The sequence below is a fragment of the Streptomyces sp. NPDC001194 genome, from assembly GCF_042896985.1.
Lineage (GTDB): Bacteria > Actinomycetota > Actinomycetes > Streptomycetales > Streptomycetaceae > Streptomyces.
The window spans coordinates 396,161-413,488 of record NZ_JBIAXU010000001.1 but is presented as its reverse complement, the minus strand read 5'-3'; the positions used below and the strand labels follow the sequence as shown (position 1 = coordinate 413,488).

The following is a 17,328-nucleotide window of genomic DNA, read 5'->3' as shown; positions in this document are numbered from 1 at the left end:
GTTGGACGTGTCTCACATGCTGGCACAGGCAGCATTGATCGCGGAAATCGCAAAGGGTGGTCGTGCTGATCAGGCTTCCCTATCAATGCGCCCGTACGGACAAAGAGCGACGGAGGGTGATCTCCGGCGATCTTCGGATGGCAGCTAGTCGCAGAACTCGGCCAGGGCCTTCGCGGCGCCCTCGCCGTAGCCGCGGATCCATTCGGGGTCGGGTGCCACGGCGGTCGCCGGCGGAGTGGTCTTGCAGGTGGTCTTGGTGGACTCGTAGCCGAGCTTGTAGCCCTTGTCGTGCTCGGAGGTGCCGGTCTGCCCGTCCGTCTTGTCGCCGCAGAACGCCTTGGTGGCCAGCGCCGCGCCGTTGTCGTAGCCCTTCTGCCAGTTGGGGTCGACCTCGCCCAGGGTCTGCGGCGGCTTGGCGCTGCAGCTTCCCCTGATCGCCTGGAACCCCTTCTGGAAGCCCTTGTCGTACTGGGCCTTCGCGTCGGCGCCCGTGTCCGTGTCCGTGCCCGTACCGTCCTTCACGGGGGCCGCCCCGCCCGTACAGGCGACGCCCCCGACCGTGTAATGGCCCGCGGCCAGTTCGAAGATCCGGACCTTGCCGTCGCCGGTCACCTGGTAGGCCGGGTCGCTGTAGCCGTTGTCGCCCTTCACCTCGACCTTGGTGTTCGCGGGGAATCCCTCGCCGGAGACCGACCATTTGTCGGCCTTCGGGGAGTAGGCGCTCTCGGAGGCCTTGCACGTGCCGGCCGCGGGCGCCGCCGCCGCGGAGTGGGCCAGCACCGTCGGGCCCAGGACCAGCGGTGAGGCCGCCAGTACGGCCAGGACGCCGATGCGGACGCGCTTGATCATCATGGTTGCCTCCCGGGCCGGGGCGTGGCCGTGCCCGTCTTGCCCTACCTCCACTCTCACGCACCCCGGGGCGGCCCGCAGCGCGCAGCGCCCGGCAGGAGCGGGGATCGGCCGGAGCTAGGCTGGTGCCGGGTGATCGGAGGTACCTGTCAGTGGCCGTCGGCAACAGGGGCGCCAAGCAGGCGACGCTCGCGCAGCTGCGCGCGTTCGCGGCCGTCGCCGAACACCTGCACTTCCGGGACGCCGCCGCGGCGATCGGGATGAGCCAGCCCGCGCTCTCGGGAGCCGTCTCCGCACTGGAGGAGGCCCTCGGCGTCCAGCTGCTGGAGCGCACCACCCGCAAGGTGCTGCTCTCCCCGGCGGGCGAGCGGATCGCGGCCCGGGCCCGGGTGGTGCTCGACGCCATGGGCGGGCTGCTGGAGGAGGCCGAGGCCGTACGGGCCCCCTTCACCGGGGCGCTGCGGCTCGGGGTGATCCCCACGGTGGCCCCGTACCTTCTGCCGACCGTGCTCGGGCTGTTCCACCGCCGCTACCCGCGCATGGACCTCCAGGTGCACGAGGAGCAGACCTCCTCACTGCTCGAGGGGCTGGCCGGCGGGCGGCTCGACCTGCTGCTGCTCGCGGTGCCGCTCGGCGTCCCCGGCGTTACCGAACTGCCCGTCTTCGACGAGGACTTCGTCCTCCTCGCACCGCGGGAGCACCCGCTCGCCGGGCGCCGGGACATCCCGCGCGAGGAACTGCGCGGCCTGCAGCTGCTGTTGCTCGACGAGGGACACTGCCTGCGCGACCAGGCCCTGGACATCTGCCGCGAGGCGGGCCGACCCGACGGCGCGGCCGTCACCACGACCGCGGCCGGCCTGTCCACCCTCGTCCAGCTGGTCGCCGGGGGCCTGGGCGTGACGCTGCTGCCGCGCACCGCGCTGAGGCTGGAGACCGCCCGCAACGAGTACCTGGCCACCGGGTACTTCGCCGAGCCCGCGCCCTCGCGGCGGATCGCGCTGGCCATGCGGACGGGCACGGCCCGCCAGGAGGAGTTCCGGGCCATCGCGGGCGCCCTGCGCGAAGCCGTGCGCCCGCTCCCGGTGTGGCCGGCCGAATAGGCCGGGGACGGGCCGGGAGCGGGCGTACGTACTCGCGCGCCGCTACTCCGTACGCAGTCCGTCCGGGCGCATCAGCCGCAGCAGCGGCGGCAGGCTGAGCAGGGTCACCGTGACGGCCACCCCGGCGCCGACGCCGATCATCGAGGCGACCGAGCCCCAGTCGACGCGGACCGGGACGGTGGCCATCCGCATCAGCACGGTGCCGAGGGTGAGCCCCACCACGGTGGCGAGTGCCAGGCCCAGGCCGATCGGGATGGCCGTCTGCCACAGCACCGACAGGCTGAGCGTGGAGCGCTTCGTACCGAAGGCGACCAGGGCGGCCAGCAGCTTCTTGCGGTCCCTCAACTGCTCCAGCTGCGAGACCAGCAGGCTGGCGCCGATCAGCACGAGCACGCAGGTGGCCCCGACGAACAGGCCGGTGCGGATGGAGGCGAAGCGGTCGTCGGTGGCGGTCGACTGCAGGGTCATGGGCACGGCGATCGGGTCGGCCTTGTACGACGCCGTCCGCACCCGCTCGATCGCGTCCGGGTCCTTCGGGTCGAGCTTGACGTAGACCTGCGAGGACTGGAAGTCGCCGAGCCCCCGGGGGGCGGCCGCCGGGGTGACGAGCAGACCGCTGCGCAGGCTGCCGTTCGGGTCCCTGCGGGGGGAGACCGCCGGCGCGTCGGCGGGCACGTTCCACGGGACGGCCGCCGGGCCGTCGGTGCCGTGGACGTTCCCGGCGAACAGCTTCTCGCCGGCGTGGGCGGCGACGCCGTCGTACCGGTCGGGGTCGGTGGAGGCGGGCAGCACGAAGACGTCGCCGTCCTCGCAGGAGGGCAGGGTGCCCAGCTCGGCGAGGGCGGAGCAGCTCCCGATGGTGAGCTCGACCGTCAGGCCCTCGGCTTCCGGGGTCGGCGAGGCCGATACGGAGCGCAGCGGAAGGACGCCGGTGACGCCCGGGGTGGCGGCGATCTTCCCTGCGAGGGCGTCGACCCGCGCGGGGTCGCTGCCGCGGGGGAGGATCGAGACCGAGGCCCGTGCCGGGTCCTGGCCCGTCTTCTCGGTGTACGAGGCCGAGGTGGCGGCGAAGAGCATCTGCAGGGCGATGGCCCCGGCGACCGCGACCGCGATGCCGTTGACCAGGCGGGCGCCGGTGCCGCTGGCGATCTGGAGCCGCCGGACGGCCAGTTGCCAGGACACCGGCCCGGCTCCGCCGAGCCGGCCGACGGAGCGTTCCAGGACCCAGGGCAGCAGGGTGGTGACGCCGATCAGCAGCAGGACCACACCCGCGGAGACCTGGTACTGGTTGAACCGGCCGGCGTCGTTGCCGCGGCCCGACATCGGGACGAGCAGGGCCACGCCGGCCACCGGGAGCAGCAGGCGCCACCAGATCCGGCGCCGGCGCGGGGTGGCCGTGCGGACCACGCCGAGCGGTTCGATGACCACGCCGCGCAGGGCGAACAGGGTCACGGCGACGGCCGCGCCGGGCACCGCGACGGCCACGAGGGCGGCCAGCCAGGGGGCCGGGTTCAGGTCGGCGGGGAAGACGCTGCGCTGGTACAGGGTGAGGGCGGGGGCGAGCTGCCGGGCGAGGAGGAAGAGGCCGGTACCGGCGACCAGGCCGATCAGGGATCCGGCGAAGGCCTCGCCCGCCGCGATCCGGCGGACCATCCGGGCGTCGGCGCCGATCAGGCGCAGTGCGGCGAGCCGGCGGTCACGGCGGTCGCCGCCGAAGCGGACGGCGGCCGCGATGAACACGGCGACCGGCATGAGCAGGGCGACGAAGACCAGCACCACGAGGAGCGCGAGGACGGGGTCCAGCGGCCGCTTCTCCCGCTCCTCGCCGAAGCCGGTGACCCGGTGGACGTACGCGCTGGTGGCGTCGTCGGCGGCGTACCGCGAGAGCCGGTCGGTGCCCTCGTAGAAGTAGAGGTCGCCGGGGCCGACCAGGCCCGCATCGCCGATGACCGAGACGATGCGCCCGTCGAGGCGCTCGCGCAGCAGCTTGCCCTCGGAGGTCTTCATCAGCTCGTCGAGGGCGGGGGAGACGGCCAGTTCGCCGGGGCCCGGGTACGTCTCCAGGCCGGGCGGCAGCGGGGCCGAGGGGCCCTCGGGCTGGACGAGCAGGCCGTCGATCCCGTACGAGCGGTACGTCTGGTCCGCGCCGGCGGTCAGGACGGTGTCGGGACCCGGCCGGTCGCTCTCGCGGGCCGAGTCCGCCAGACGGGCCGTGCCGCGCTCGTCGCGGGCGGACAGGGCGCTCGGCACGGCGCTGGTGATCAGCAGCAGGGCGACGCCGAGGCCGACGCCCAGGCCCGTGAGGAGGGTGCGCGTCCAGCCCTCGCGGCCGCCGCCGAAGGCGAAGCGGGCGCCGAGGCCGAGGTCGCGGGCCCAGACCCGCAGGATGCCCTGGCCACTCATATGGCGCGCTCCATGTCGCGGGACCTGCCGTCGCGTACGACGATCTCGCGGTCGGAGTACGCGGCCACGCGGGTCTCGTGCGTGACGAGGACGACGGCGGCGTTCGCGGAGCGGGCGGCCTCGGTCAGCAGCTGCATGACGAGCTCGCCGTTGAGGGAGTCGAGGGCGCCGGTGGGCTCGTCCGCGAAGAGGACCCGCGGGCCGGTGACGAGGGCGCGGGCGACGGCGACGCGCTGGCCCTGGCCGCCGGAGACCTCGCCGGGGCGCTTGCGGCCGATCTCGGCGACCTCCAGGCGGGCCATCCACTCCAGGGCGGTGCGCTCGGCCTGCCTGCGCTTCACGCCGGTCAGGCGCAGCGGCAGCGCGACGTTCTCGACGCAGGTCAGTTCGGGGACGAGCTGGCCGAACTGGAAGACGAAGCCGAACTCGCCGCGGCGCAGCGCGCTGCGCTCGGCGTCGTTCATGGCGGACAGCTCGCGGCCGGCGTACGTGACGGTGCCCGAGTCGGGCGGGACGATCCCGGCGAGGCAGTGCAGCAGCGTCGACTTGCCGGATCCCGAGGGGCCCATGACGGCGACGACCTCGCCGGGGTGGATGGAGAAGTCCGCGCCGTCGAGCGCGGCGGTGGACCCGTACGTCTTGCGCAGGCCGGTGGCGCAGAGCAGGCTGCCGGCCGGGGGCGTGGTGCTCATCGGCCCACCTCCCGGGCGAGCTGGTCGAGGCGGGCGGCGGTCAGTTCCAGCCAGCGCAGATCCGCTTCGAGGTGGAACAGGGCGTGGTCGCAGACGAGCTGGTCGGCGAGGTCGCCCTTGCGCTTGCGCTGGGTCAGGATGCGCATGAGCCGCAGGTGCTCGGCCCGCTGGGTGTCCAGCAGGTCGGCGGCGCTGCGGCCGGTGAGCAGGGCCAGGACGACCTTGGTGTAGAGGGTCGACTGGAGGTACGGCTCGGGCTTCTCGGGCTGGGCGAGCCAGCCGTCGACGTCGGTGATGCCGGCGTCGGTGATGGCGTACCGCTTGCGGTCGGGACCGCCGCCGCTCTCTATCCCCTCGACCTCGACGAGGCCGTTCTTCAGGAGGCGGGACATGGTCGAGTAGACCTGGCCGTAGGCGAGCGGCCGGTCGTGGCCGAACTTCTCGTCGAAGGCGCGCTTGAGGTCGTAACCGTGGCGTGGACCGGCCTCCAGGAGGCCGAGGAGCGTGTGACCGATGGACATGCCGAGGACTATACATCCGGTGTATACGCTCGGTGTATACCCGGAGTGTAGAGAGGGCTTTCGGCCTGCCGTACCGGCCGTTCTGCGGGACTTCGGTCCTGATCGGCGCGGGCGTGGGGCCCGAGGCGTGACGCCTCGGGCCCCGGGCCTCAGGCCTCAGGCGGGATGCGGGGGCGGCCGCGCGGCGGGATCGGGGCGGCGCCGCCCGGGAGGCGGCCGGCCTCGGAGAGGGACCGCCGCAGCAGGAACTCGATCTGCGCGTTGGCGCTGCGCAGCTCCTCGCCGGCCCAGCGGGCGAGGGCGTCGTACACCTGCGGGTCGAGCCGCAGCAGCACCTGCTTGCGCGGCTGTCGCCCCGCCCGCGCGGGCGGCCGTTCCCGGCCCTCGCCCGTTTCGGGCTCCTGCGGCTCGCCGGCGGGGCTCACTGGTAGAGCGTGCCCGTGTTGACGACCGGCTGGGCGGCCCGGTCGCCGCACAGGACCACCATCAGGTTCGACACCATGGCGGCCTTGCGCTCCGGGTCCAAGTCCACGATGTCCTGCTCCGCCAGTCGGGTCAGGGCCAGTTCGACCATGCCCACCGCCCCTTCCACGATCTGCTTGCGGGCCGCCACGACCGCTCCCGCCTGCTGGCGCTGCAGCATCGCGGAGGCGATCTCCGGAGCGTACGCGAGATGCGTGAAGCGGGACTCGATGATCCGGACGCCGGCCGCCTCCACCCGCGCGTGCAGTTCGAGCGCCAGCTTCTCGGTGATCTCCTCGGCGTTGCCGCGCAGCGAGAGCCCGCCCTCGTCGTGCGCGTCGTACGGGTACTCGATCGCGATGTGCCGGACGGCCGCCTCGGTCTGGGTCTCGACGAACTGCGTGAAGTCCTCCACCTCGAACGTCGCCCGCGCGGTGTCCTCCACCCGCCACACCACGACGGCCGCCAGCTCGATCGGGTTGCCGTACGCGTCGTTGACCTTCAGGACGGCCGTCTCGTGGTTGCGGACCCGGGTGGAGATCTTCTCCCGCGAGGTCAGCGGGTTGACCCAGCGCAGGCCGTCCGTGCGGACCGTCCCCCGGTACCGGCCGAACAGCTGGACCACGCGGGCCTCGCCCGGAGCGACCATGTTCAGCCCGCCCATCGCGAAGGCCGAGGCGGCTATCAGGAGGACGCCGAGCACGATCAGGGACACGTGCGCGGCCGAGGCGTCGGCGGTCGCGCCCAGGGCGATCAGTCCGGCACCGGCCGCCACCCCCAACAGCCCCAGCAGCAAGGCCAGTCCACCGCCCACGCTGCGGGCCGTGAACTCCCGTACGTCGCCGCCGATGCTCTCTGCATTCGTCATGCTCTGCCCCCATTTGATTGGTCGCGGCCGGTCGGGCCCCTTAGCAAAGTGATATCACTTTTTACGGCCGCCGCAACCCTACGGGCTCGCCGCGCGTCGGTTCCATCGATGTGGGTGCTGATTCTCACGTCCGAATTGACCGGTATTGGCCAAGGTTGGTCAACCTTTGTCACAACCTGCGGTGTTAGCTTTCTGAGCTGACGTCGGGGGGGAAATCGAGCGGAGCGGGAGCGATGGGCCGAGCAGAAGCGCGTAAGGCGCAGCAGCGCAGTGCGCGACGGGCGCCGCGCGGGAGCGCCACCGGGAAGGGGCGTGCCGGCAAGCGGACCGGCATACGTCGCTTCTTCACATGGAAGAAGATCCTGGGGGCCTTCTTCGGGATCGTCCTGCTCGGAATGGGCGCACTCGTCGCCCTCTACTTCTACGTGGACGAGCCGGACCCGAACGCCGACGCCATCAAGCAGAGCAACGTCTACAAGTACGCGGACGGCTCGATCATGGCGCGCGACGGCAAGATGAACCGCGAGATCGTGCCGCTCAGCCGGGTCCCCAAGGACGTCCAGACGGGCTTCATCGCGATCGAGAACAAGTCCTTCTACCAGGACCAGGGCGTCGACTTCCTCGGCATCGGCCGCGGCCTGTTCAACACGGTCACCGGCAAGGGCAAGGCCGGCGGATCGACGATCACCCAGCAGTACGTCAAGAACTTCTACCTGAACCAGGACCAGACCGCGACCCGCAAGCTCAAGGAGCTGGTGATCTCCCTCAAGGTCGACCAGCGCATGGAGAAGCCGGACATCCTCGCGGGCTACCTGAACACCAGTTACTTCGGGCGCGGCGCGTACGGCATCCAGGCCGCCGCCCAGGCCTACTACGGCGTCGACGTGGACAAGCTGACCCTGGAGCAGGGCGCGTACCTCGCGGCCGTCCTCCAGGCGCCCAGCGACTACGACCTGGCGACCGCGGGCCCGAACGGCACGCGGCTGGTCAAGATCCGCTTCAACGGCGTGCTCGACAACATGGTCGAGATGAAGGCGCTCGACCCGGAGAAGCGCAAGCAGCTCCAGCTTCCGATGCCGATCAAGCCCAAGGCCGCCCCCGGCATGGAGGGCCAGAAGGGCTATCTGAAGCAGGCCGCGGACGCGGAACTGCGGCGCCAGACCAACATGACCACCCAGGAGCTGCAGGCCGGCGGCTGGGAGATCACCCTCAACATCGACCCGAAGAAGCAGGCCGCGCTGGAGAAGGCCGTCCAGGACGAGCTGGAGTCCAAGCTCGACCGCAAGGACCGGCCCGTCGACGCGAGCGTGCAGGCCGGCGCCACCTCCGTGGACCCGAAGACCGGTGCGATCGTCGCGATGTACGGCGGCACCGGGCTCTCCGACCACTGGGCGAGCAACGCGCTGCGCCAGGACTTCCAGCCCGGCTCGACCTTCAAGCCGGTCGTGCTCGCCTCCGCGCTCGAGAACAAGTCCCTGACGCACGACAAGAAGCCGATCACGCCGAACGCCCTCTACGACGGCACCAGCAAGCGCCCGGTCGTCGGCAGCGACACCCCGTTCGCCCCGCAGAACCAGGACAACGCGAACTACGGCGACCCGCTGCTCACCGTCCAGGCGGCCACCAACTCCTCCGTGAACTCGGTGTACGCCCAGATGATCGTGGACGTGGGCCCGCCGGCGGTGAAGAAGACGGCGCTGGCGCTCGGCATGAAGGACCGCGACGGCTGGCCGGCCGACAAGCCCGCCATGTCGCTCGGCACGATGAGCGCCAACACCCTGGAGATGGCCGGCGTCTACGCCACCTTCGACAACCACGGCAAGAAGGTCACCCCGACGATCGTCAAGAGCGCCAAGCACGCCGACCGCGCCTTCAAGCCGGTCGAGTCCGTGGGCGGCCAGGCCATCACCCGTGAGACCGCCGACACGGTCACCAAGGTGCTCACCGGCGTCGTCCAGGACGGTTCCGGCAAGGCCGTGAAGAGCTCCGCGTACGAGGCCGCCGGCAAGACCGGCACCACCGAGTCCAACGTGGCCGCCTGGTTCACCGCGTACACGCCGGAACTGGTCACCGTCGTCGCGATGTTCGGCGAGGAGCCCGGAACGGCCAAGCAGGTCACCCTGACCGGTACCGCGGGCGGTGGCCGAGCGGGTGGTTCCAGCTTCCCGGCCGAGATCTGGAAGGCGTACACCCTGGCCGCGCTCAAGGGCGTGGACACCGGCGAGTTCGACCTCTCCGAGGCGAACATGGGCCCCACCCAGGCGCCGAGCCGCAGCAGCTCCCCGTCCTCGTCGAGCTCCTCGTCCGCCGGCACGCCGTCGGCGCCCGTCTCGCCGTCGAAGGGCACCCAGGACCCGACGAAGAGCCCGGACCCGACGAAGAGCCCGGACCCGACCAAGAGCACGACGAAGAGTCCGGACCCGACGAAGAGCCCGGACCCGACGAAGAGTCCGCCGATCACGATCCCCTAGCGGACCCGCGCCCCGTGAACGCGAAACCGCCGCCCCGCAGCATCCACGCTGCGGGGCGGCGGTTTCGCGTTCGGCGGGCCGGTCAGCGGCGGTCGTGCCCTCCCGGCAGCGGCAGCTCGAACCAGACCACCTTTCCGCTGCTCAGCCGGGTGGCGCCCCAGCGGCGAGCCATCCGGTTGACCAGGAACAGCCCGCGGCCGCCCTCGTCGGTCTCCCGGGCCCGGCGCTGGCGGGGCAGCTGCGGGGAGTCGTCGCCGACCTCGCAGCGCAGTACGTCCGTCCGCAGCAGGCGCAGGGTCACGGGCCGCTCCGCGTACCGCACGGCGTTCGTGACCACCTCGCTGACCAGCAGCTCCAGCGAGTCCTGGAGCTCCTCCAGGCCCCACCGGGTCAGGGCGCGGCGGGCGAACCGGCGGGCCCGGCCCGGAGCGGTCTCCTCCGGGTCCAGGAACCAGTACGCGACGTCGCTGGGCGCGATCCCGTCGAAGCGGGCCGCGAGCAGCGCGATGTCGTCGTCCCGGTCGCCCGGGCCGAGCATGTCGAGGACGTCGTCGCAGAGCGCCTCCAGCGGCGGCGGGTGGTCCAGGCCCGTCAGCTGCGCGGTGGTGGCCAGGCGCTCGCGGAGCTGCTCGATGCCGGTCCACACGTCGCGCAGCCGGGATTCGACCAGCCCGTCGGTGTACAGCAGCAGGGTGGCCCCGGCGGGCGCGTCCAGCTCCACGGCCTCGAAGTCCACGCCGCCGACGCCGATGGGGGCGCCGGGGGGTACGCGGAGCACCTCGGCCCGGCCGCCCAGGTGCAGGAGCACGGGCGGCGGGTGGCCGGCGTTGGCGATGGTGATCCGGTGCGAGACGGGGTCGTAGACCGCGTACAGGCAGGTCGCCATCCGGTCGGAGCCGAGGCGCTGGGCCTGCTCGTCCAGGTGGTGCAGGACCTCGGCGGGCGGCAGGTCCAGCTGCGCCAGGGTCTGGGCGGTGGTGCGGAGCTGGCCCATGATCGCGGCGGAGGTCATGGAGTGGCCCATCACGTCGCCGACGACGAGCGCGACCCGGCTGCCGGGCAGCGGTATCGCGTCGTACCAGTCGCCGCCGACCCGGGCCGTCTCGGCGGCGGGCAGGTAGCGGGAGGCCAGCCGGACCCCGGTGGGCTGCGGAAGGCTGTCGGGCAGCATGGTGCGCTGCAACTCGTCGGCGATGTACGCCTCACGGCCGTACAGGACCGCCTTGTCGATGCCGAGCGCGGTGTGCGTGGCCAGCTGGGCGGCGACCAGGAGGTCGTTCTGCTCGAACGCGGGCCGCTCGGGGCTGCGCAGGAACACCGCCGAGCCGATGACGCGGCGGCGGCCGCGCAGCGGCGCGAGGATGGCCCGCTGGCCGCGCGGTACCGGGTGCTCCGAGCCGAGCAGCTCCGGCAGCGCGTCCTTGGCCCCGGCGGCGGACCCGAAGACGGGCCGTACGCCGCGCAGCACCTCGGCGAGGGCTCCGCCGGGGCGGATCTCGCAGAGCTCTGCCGCGGGCAGGTCACCCTGCGGGCCGACCAGCGGAAGCTGGCTGAAGTCGAGCTCGCCGGCGGCCCCCGCCGCCCCGGCGCCCTCGGTTCCCGTCCCTGCTCCCGCTCCGGCTACGGCTCCCGTCAGATCGTCGATCGGCCGGAGCCGGTCGGTGCGGCGCAGCCTTAAAACGACCGGGCCGACGGGACGTTCGTCGCCCACCGGGAGGGGGTCGCGCAGGTAGACGAGGATGGCGTCCGAGAAGGTGGGCACGGTGGCCCGGCACAGACCGAGGACGATCTCGTCCAGGTCGATGCCGCGCGCGATGCGCCGGGTCGCCGCCCCGACGAACCGCAGCCGGTCCCCTTCGCGCCGGGCCACCCCGTCGGGCCCCTGCAACCCCGCGCCGACCGTACCGTCCGGCGCGGCGGCGCCCTGGGCGTGTGCCGCACCCGCGGCCGGGTCCGCGCCGTCCTGGCCCCCGTACGCCCCGCCGGTGGCCGTGTCCGCGCCGCCTTCGGGGCCCTGCTCGCCGCCGGCGGCTCCGCTCTCGCGGGGGCGGGAGGCGTCCGGTGTCACCGCCGGGAGGTCCGGGGCCGCGCCGCGGGCCTCGTGGGGCCGGCCGGCGGCGAGGCCGGCCGCGTCATCGCCGTGGGCGGCGTTCCGCGCCGCCTCCCCGTCGCGCCGCCGGGAACCGCCCGCCGGTCCGCCCGCCGGTCCGCCCGCCGCCGCGGCGTCGCGTACGGCGCTGCGGGCGGCCTCTGCGTCACGGCCGCGGCGGCCGGCCGCGCCCGATGCCGCCGTGCCCCGTGCGCGGCCGCGCGGGCGGGGCGTGCCGTCCTGGGGAGCGGCGGGCACGCCCTCGCCGCGCGGGCGCGGGACGTCCGAGCGGACGGGGTCGTCGCCGGGCGCGGCCGAGCCGCGTACGGCCTCGGCCGAGGGGACGGGGGCCTTGCCGTGGCCCAGCTCGTCCGAACAGCCGCCGGTGGCGGCGGGCATGCCGGGGCCGCCCGGGGCCGGTGTCGCGGCGGCCGCGGCAGGCGGCGGGCCCTCCTGCGAGGTGGGGTACTCCGTCACGCGTGGAATTCCGTCCGTTTGCGCTCGATGTGCGCTGCACTCAACTCGGTCAGTCGCGGTATACCCGCTCAGCGGCGGGGACACCATCGCCCCGCGGTTCCGCGTCCCGCTCGTTACCTCTCGCTCTGCTTTGACCTCCGGTCAAGTCCCGCGTACGGCACGACATTTACGGCTTGGGGGCCCAGCGCGCCTCCCGCGCGCGACCTGCGGAGGGAGATCTTACGGTTGAACCCCGGGGGCGCATCAAGGGTCTCATGAGGTCATATGCGCCGGAGTGCGGTCCCAGTCCTCGGGGAGGGCCGGAACTCCCCAGGCGGGATCCGGCCTCCAGTCCTGCCAGCCGTCGGAGAACGGAGCCCCCCAGGCCTTGATCACGTCCACCGCCGCCCGCCCCGCGACCTGCACCTGGCGGGCCTGTTCGGCGTCCATCAGACCGGCCCGCTGGGCCTGCGCGAACTCGTCCTCGTCGCGCCACTTCCACGTACGGTCGGGGTAGACGGAGATGTCCAGGAAGTGGTCCACGGAGTCCACTCCGCCGGACCACCGGGTGCGCGGCTCCTCGAGGTTCACGTACCAGCTCTTGAACCGCCAGCCGTGGTCCCAGAACAGCCACACCGACCACGGGTCCCCGGGCCGGGCCAGCTTCAGCACGCCGGCCCCGAACCAGCGCGAGCGTGCGGTGGTGCGCGGCGCGGTGTACCGGGTGGCGAGCGGCTCCTCGTGCACGGAGGTACCGTCGGCCAGCACCGGCTTGACGCATTCGGTGCCGGGGGCCATCCACACGGCCAGCAGGTCGGCGGTGTCCTGCACCACCGTCACCGGGCGGCAGATGTGGACCGCACCCTTCAGGGCCGGGGCGTGGTCGCGGTAGCGCCAGAGGATCTGCTCACCCGGCCGCCAGCGGGTGCCCTGCGCGTCGCCGCCCCCGCGGCCTGCGGTACCTGTCATGCGCAGATCTTAGGGCGGGGGCCCCCGCGCCCGCTGCGGTGCAGGTCACGGAGGTGCGCGGGGACGGGAAACGACCGAATCCGGCCCATGTCCGGAAACGTTTTCAGGGCCGGGTCATCCGCAGGACGTCGAGGGCCTCGTCCAGTTGTTCCAGCGTCAGGTCGCCGCGGTCGACGTACCCGGACTCCAGCACGACCTCCCTGATCGTCTTCCGTTCGGCGAGGGCCTTCTTGGCGACCTTGGCCGCCTCCTCGTAGCCGATGTACCGGTTCAGCGGGGTCACCACGGAGGGGGAGGACTCGGCGAACTCCCTGGCCCGCGCCACGTTCGCGGTGATCCCGTCGACCGTGCGGTCGGCCAGCAGGCGGCTCGCGTTGCCGAGCAGCCGGATCGATTCCAGCAGGTTCTTGGCCATCACCGGGAGCATCACATTGAGCTCGAAATTGCCGGCCGCGCCCGCGACGGCGACGGTCGTGTCGTTTCCGGTCACCTGTGCGGCGACCATCAGTACGGCCTCCGGGACCACCGGATTGACCTTCCCGGGCATGATCGAGGAGCCCGGCTGGAGATCTGGCAGATTGATTTCGGCCAATCCCGTGCGCGGTCCCGAGGCCATCCAGCGCAGATCGTTGGAGATCTTGGTCAGGGAGACGGCGATCGTACGGAGCACCCCCGAGGTCTCCACCAGCGCGTCCCGCGCCCCCTGGGCCTCGAAGTGGTTGCGCGCCTCGGTCAGCGGCAGCCCGGTCGCGGCGGCCACCTCGGCGATCACGGCGGCGGAGAATCCGGGCGGGGTGTTGATCCCGGTGCCCACGGCGGTCCCGCCCAGCGGCAGTTCGGCGAGCCGGGGCAGGGCGCCGCGCAGCCGCTCGACGCCGTAGCGCACCTGGGCGGCGTACCCGCCGAACTCCTGGCCCAGGGTCACCGGGGTGGCGTCCATCAGGTGGGTCCGGCCCGCCTTGACCACCTCGGCGAACTCGGCGGCCTTGCGCTCCAGGGCGGCGGCGAGGTGCTCCAGGGCCGGGATCAGCTCGCGGGTGACGGCGGCGGTCGCGGCGATGTGGATGGACGACGGGAACACGTCGTTGGAGCTCTGCGAGGCGTTGACGTGGTCGTTGGGGTGTACCTCGCGGCCGAGCCGCTCGCCCGCCAGGGTCGCGATGACCTCGTTGGTGTTCATGTTGGACGAGGTCCCGGACCCGGTCTGGAACACGTCGACCGGGAAGTGCTCGTCCCAGCGGCCCTCGGCCACCTCGGACGCGGCGGACCGGATCGCGTCGGCGGTGTCCTGGTCCACCACGCCCAGCTTCGCGTTCACCGCGGCGGCCGCCGCCTTGACGAGCGCGAGCGCCTCGATGTGGGCGCGCTCCAGGCGCTGGCCGGAGAGGGGGAAGTTCTCCACGGCGCGCTGGGTCTGGGCCCGCCATTTGGCGTGCGCGGGGACCCGTACCTCGCCCATCGAGTCGTGCTCGACGCGGTACTCGCCCGCCGGCCCCCGGGACTGCTGATCTTTCGTCATCTTGATTGCCTCCTCAAAAAGTTGAGCAATTGTCTTGTTCGAAGTGTTCCCAAGTCCCCTACCGGCCAGTAAATACCGGGGGTAACACCGACAGGGGAGACGTTCATGACACGTGTGGGCACGAGACCCGGGCTCAGATCTACCTTTGCCGCCGCCGCGGCGATCGCGGCCGCCCTCGGGGGCGTCACCGCCATCACCCCCATGGCCCAGGCGGCGAGCGCCCCCGCGGCGGCCGCCACCCCGCTCTCGCCCGAACTGGAGGCCATCCGCGCGGCGGAGGCCGTCAAGATCTACGGTGACGCGGCGATCCGCCCGATGAGCGAGCGCAAGACCGGCTTGATCTCGCTCGGCGACAGCGAGATTTCGGGCGAGGGCGTGGGCAACTACGACCCGGCGACCAACACCCCGAACAACCAGTGCCACCGCTCGCCGGACTCCGCGATCCACCGCACCGGCATCCCGGCCGACCTGACCTTCAACGTCGCCTGCTCCGGCGGCTACACCGGCAACATCCGGATCGGCGGCAGCAAGCAGTACGCCGACGAGCTGGTGCAGAGCGACAGCCTGGCCGTCAAGGCGCGCAACACGAAGATCAAGATGGTGCTGCTCGTCGCCGGCGCCAACGACGACCTGCAGTTCGGCCCGGTCATGACGGACTGCGTGACCCGCTGGGTGCTCAGCCAGGGCACCTGCGAGCCCAAGTACGGACCGGGCTGGCAGGCACGCGTGGACGGCCTGAAGCCCAAGGTCGAGGCGACGGTCGCCGACCTCAAGACGGTCATGCGCGACGCGGGCTACGCGGACTCCGACTACAAGCTCGTCGTGATGGGCTACCCGAGCCCCATCGGCCCCGACTTCTACGACAACCCCAACTTCCCGGGCAAGCTCCCCGGAGGCTGCGCCGGCTACGACTCCGACGCCGCCTGGGGCCGCAACCAAGCGGTGCCCGCCTTCGAGAAGGGCGTGCGCGCTGCGGCGCTCGCCTCGGGGGCCACGTACCTGGACAACTCGCGGCTCTTCCAGGGCCACGAGGTGTGCATGGAGGACACCTGGGCCCGCGGCCTCTACCTGGACCTCGGGGACCACTTCCCGTGGGACGAGAACACCGCCCGCCAGTCCTTCCACCCCAACTACCGGGGCCACGGCGCGTTCGCGTCCTGCCTGACGCAGCTTTACGACTCGGGTCTGCGCGAGGCCTCCTGCGCGGACCCGGCGAGCACCGGAACGCCCGTCCTGCAGGCCGGGGCCTGGGACTCCCTCTACGCGCCGCTGAAGAACGAGGCGAACGGCAACTGCCTCGACTCCAACGGCGGCTCCAGCGCCAACGGGACCAAGGTCATCGGCTGGGACTGCCACGGCGGCCGCAACCAGGGCTGGTGGTACGACTCCGCCAGGAAGTCCGTCCACGTCGAGCTCACCCACGACCGCTGCCTGGACGCCCCCGGCGCCAACTACGGCGCGGGCACCGGCCTGATCGTCTGGAACTGCCACGGCGGTGCGAACCAGCAGTGGGTCCGCGACGGCGCCACCCTGCGCCCCGCGGCCGCTCCGGGCATGTGCCTGACCGTGGCCGCCGCCCACGACCAGCTGCGCCTGCAGACCTGCAACGGCGCGGCGACGCAGCGCTTCGCGTAACCCCGCTTGGCCCAACCGCAGTTCGCCCACCACCCCCCACACCCGGCCGGCGCGGCCGGCCGGGTGCCACCGGCTACCGGCCCCGCAGGTACTCCCGCACTTCACGCGGCCTGTTGGTGATCAAGGTGTCCACGCCCAGCCGCAGGCACAGCTCGACGTCCTCCGGCTCGTCGACCGTCCAGACGCGCACGCGCAGCCCCTTGGCCTTGAGCCGCGCCACCAGACCCGGGTCCTTGCGCAGCAGGTCGATGCCGGGACCGGCGTGCCCGGCGAACGGCGGCCTGGGCGGCCGCACCGCCCGCTCGATCAGGTACACGGCGGGCAGCCCGGGGGCCAGCCGGTTCAGCCGGATCAGGGCGTTTCGGGAGAAGCTCATCACCTCGACGCGGCCGTCGGAGCCGTCGGCGAGCCCGTGCTCCTTGAGGACCCGTACGAGCTCGGCCTCCAGCCGGCCGCCCGCGCGGGTGGGGTGCTTGGTCTCGACGGCCAGCCCGACGGGCCGGTCGGCGGCCAGCGCCTCCTTGAGCAGGTCCTCGAAGAGCAGCACCTGCGCCCCGCGGTGCTCCTCGCCCTTCCAGCCGCCGAAGTCGAGGCCGGCCAGCTCCTCGTACGTCATGGCGGAGACGGTCCCGCGCCCGTCGGAGGTCCGCTCCACCCGCCGGTCGTGCACGCACACGAGCCGCCCGTCGGCACTCAGCCGTACGTCGCACTCCAGCGCGTCGGCCCCGTCGTCGATGGCCTGCCGATAGGCGGCGAGGGTGTGCTCGGGATGCTCGTGGGAGGCCCCGCGATGGGCGATGACCCGCACGTCGCGGGCGGTGGCGGGCTGCGCGTACTGCCGATTCATGGACCCGACGTTATCCGCATGCGCAGACCGCCCCGCTACCGCATGCTGCACGGATGGCCGAATTCTCCGTGACATTGCTGCATTGCGAACCGTGCGAGTCTTGCCGACACGAGGTCGGACAGCGCGTCGTCGACGGCCGCTTGCGCTGGGAGGAGACCGAGTACTGCACCGCAGTGGGACGCGCGTACACGGCCTGCGGCGGTGGCTGGGGCGTGCCCCCGCCGTGGATCCGCGAGCGGATCATCGCCGCGGAGGGCACGGTCGTCCTCGCCGTCGGCGGGCCGGACGGCCTTCCGTTGAAGGCCGTCCGCGACATGTACGCACTCACGCTCCCGCAACTGCGCGAGGCGCGCGCGCACGGGCTGTACGCGACTCCGACCGAGGCCGAGCTGCTGCGCGGCTACACGGAGTGCTGAAGACCCCCTGGCCGGGGGCCAGGGGGTCTCG

General features: G+C 72.6%; 14 protein-coding genes. 4 read left to right on the top strand and 10 right to left on the bottom strand.

The window, feature by feature from the left end:
• Positions 1-144: 144 nt before the first annotated feature.
• On the bottom strand, positions 145-852 hold the full coding sequence (locus ACFY1T_RS01930; RefSeq protein ID WP_390786569.1) for a hypothetical protein: 708 nt from the start codon (positions 850-852) through the stop codon (positions 145-147).
• 149 nt (positions 853-1,001) lie between these two features.
• Between ACFY1T_RS01930 and ACFY1T_RS01925 the strand changes: the two genes are divergently transcribed.
• Positions 1,002-1,949 carry a hydrogen peroxide-inducible genes activator gene (locus tag ACFY1T_RS01925; RefSeq protein ID WP_390786568.1) on the top strand — a complete coding sequence of 316 codons (948 nt, stop codon included), beginning with the start codon at positions 1,002-1,004 and terminating at the stop codon, positions 1,947-1,949.
• Positions 1,950-1,991: 42 nt separating this feature from the next.
• Here ACFY1T_RS01925 and ACFY1T_RS01920 read toward each other — a convergent pair whose 3' ends face one another.
• From ACFY1T_RS01920 to ACFY1T_RS01900, 5 genes are all read right to left on the bottom strand, one after another.
• Positions 1,992-4,352: an FtsX-like permease family protein gene (locus ACFY1T_RS01920; protein ID WP_390786567.1), complete on the bottom strand. Its 2,361-nt coding sequence runs from the start codon at positions 4,350-4,352 to the stop codon at positions 1,992-1,994.
• Complete coding sequence (locus ACFY1T_RS01915) at positions 4,349-5,044, bottom strand: ABC transporter ATP-binding protein (protein WP_390786566.1); 696 nt, start codon at positions 5,042-5,044, stop codon at positions 4,349-4,351. The genes ACFY1T_RS01920 and ACFY1T_RS01915 overlap by 4 nt, the downstream gene beginning before the upstream one ends.
• Positions 5,041-5,565, bottom strand: a complete 525-nt coding sequence (locus ACFY1T_RS01910; RefSeq protein WP_030867398.1) for a PadR family transcriptional regulator — start codon at positions 5,563-5,565, stop codon at positions 5,041-5,043. Before ACFY1T_RS01910 ends, ACFY1T_RS01915 begins: the two co-directional genes overlap by 4 nt.
• Positions 5,566-5,714: 149 nt before the next feature.
• Complete coding sequence (locus tag ACFY1T_RS01905; protein ID WP_390786565.1) at positions 5,715-5,990, bottom strand: hypothetical protein; 276 nt, start codon at positions 5,988-5,990, stop codon at positions 5,715-5,717.
• A complete protein-coding gene (locus ACFY1T_RS01900) occupies positions 5,987-6,895 on the bottom strand; it encodes an SPFH domain-containing protein (protein ID WP_390786564.1) in 909 nt (302 codons plus the stop codon). The genes ACFY1T_RS01905 and ACFY1T_RS01900 overlap by 4 nt, the downstream gene beginning before the upstream one ends.
• 233 nt (positions 6,896-7,128) lie before the next feature.
• Between ACFY1T_RS01900 and ACFY1T_RS01895 the strand changes: the two genes are divergently transcribed.
• Positions 7,129-9,366: a transglycosylase domain-containing protein gene (locus ACFY1T_RS01895; RefSeq protein ID WP_390786563.1), complete on the top strand. Its 2,238-nt coding sequence runs from the start codon at positions 7,129-7,131 to the stop codon at positions 9,364-9,366.
• A gap of 82 nt (positions 9,367-9,448) precedes the next feature.
• On the opposite strand, the gene ACFY1T_RS01890 is transcribed toward ACFY1T_RS01895, so the two are convergent.
• From ACFY1T_RS01890 to ACFY1T_RS01880, 3 genes are all read right to left on the bottom strand, one after another.
• Positions 9,449-11,932 (bottom strand): SpoIIE family protein phosphatase, encoded by a 2,484-nt coding sequence (locus ACFY1T_RS01890; protein ID WP_390786562.1) that lies wholly within the window; start codon positions 11,930-11,932, stop codon positions 9,449-9,451.
• A gap of 252 nt (positions 11,933-12,184) precedes the next feature.
• Positions 12,185-12,880, bottom strand: coding sequence for a DUF402 domain-containing protein (locus ACFY1T_RS01885; protein WP_030867409.1), 696 nt, complete (start codon positions 12,878-12,880; stop codon positions 12,185-12,187).
• Positions 12,881-12,983: 103 nt separating this feature from the next.
• On the bottom strand, positions 12,984-14,399 hold the full coding sequence (locus ACFY1T_RS01880; protein WP_390786561.1) for a class II fumarate hydratase: 1,416 nt from the start codon (positions 14,397-14,399) through the stop codon (positions 12,984-12,986).
• A gap of 105 nt (positions 14,400-14,504) precedes the next feature.
• On the opposite strand from ACFY1T_RS01880, the gene ACFY1T_RS01875 reads away from it, so the two are divergent.
• Positions 14,505-16,034 (top strand): ricin-type beta-trefoil lectin domain protein, encoded by a 1,530-nt coding sequence (locus tag ACFY1T_RS01875; RefSeq protein WP_390786560.1) that lies wholly within the window; start codon positions 14,505-14,507, stop codon positions 16,032-16,034.
• 73 nt (positions 16,035-16,107) lie between these two features.
• Here the strand turns inward: ACFY1T_RS01875 and ACFY1T_RS01870 are convergent, their stop codons facing one another.
• Positions 16,108-16,881, bottom strand: coding sequence for a glycerophosphodiester phosphodiesterase (locus tag ACFY1T_RS01870; protein ID WP_390786559.1), 774 nt, complete (start codon positions 16,879-16,881; stop codon positions 16,108-16,110).
• A 173-nt stretch (positions 16,882-17,054) separates the two neighbouring features.
• On the opposite strand from ACFY1T_RS01870, the gene ACFY1T_RS01865 reads away from it, so the two are divergent.
• A complete protein-coding gene (locus ACFY1T_RS01865; protein WP_390786558.1) occupies positions 17,055-17,297 on the top strand; it encodes a hypothetical protein in 243 nt (80 codons plus the stop codon).
• Positions 17,298-17,328 lie beyond the last annotated feature (31 nt).

Coding starts and splice junctions, on each gene's coding strand:
- ACFY1T_RS01880 (WP_390786561.1), bottom strand. CDS start 14,399: ATGACGAAAGATCAGCAGTCCCGGGGGCCGGCGGGCGAGTACCGCGTC.
- ACFY1T_RS01910 (WP_030867398.1), bottom strand. CDS start 5,565: ATGTCCATCGGTCACACGCTCCTCGGCCTCCTGGAGGCCGGTCCACGC.
- ACFY1T_RS01915 (WP_390786566.1), bottom strand. CDS start 5,044: ATGAGCACCACGCCCCCGGCCGGCAGCCTGCTCTGCGCCACCGGCCTG.
- ACFY1T_RS01900 (WP_390786564.1), bottom strand. CDS start 6,895: ATGACGAATGCAGAGAGCATCGGCGGCGACGTACGGGAGTTCACGGCC.
- ACFY1T_RS01870 (WP_390786559.1), bottom strand. CDS start 16,881: ATGAATCGGCAGTACGCGCAGCCCGCCACCGCCCGCGACGTGCGGGTC.
- ACFY1T_RS01930 (WP_390786569.1), bottom strand. CDS start 852: ATGATGATCAAGCGCGTCCGCATCGGCGTCCTGGCCGTACTGGCGGCC.
- ACFY1T_RS01895 (WP_390786563.1), top strand. CDS start 7,129: ATGGGCCGAGCAGAAGCGCGTAAGGCGCAGCAGCGCAGTGCGCGACGG.
- ACFY1T_RS01885 (WP_030867409.1), bottom strand. CDS start 12,880: ATGACAGGTACCGCAGGCCGCGGGGGCGGCGACGCGCAGGGCACCCGC.
- ACFY1T_RS01875 (WP_390786560.1), top strand. CDS start 14,505: ATGACACGTGTGGGCACGAGACCCGGGCTCAGATCTACCTTTGCCGCC.
- ACFY1T_RS01920 (WP_390786567.1), bottom strand. CDS start 4,352: ATGAGTGGCCAGGGCATCCTGCGGGTCTGGGCCCGCGACCTCGGCCTC.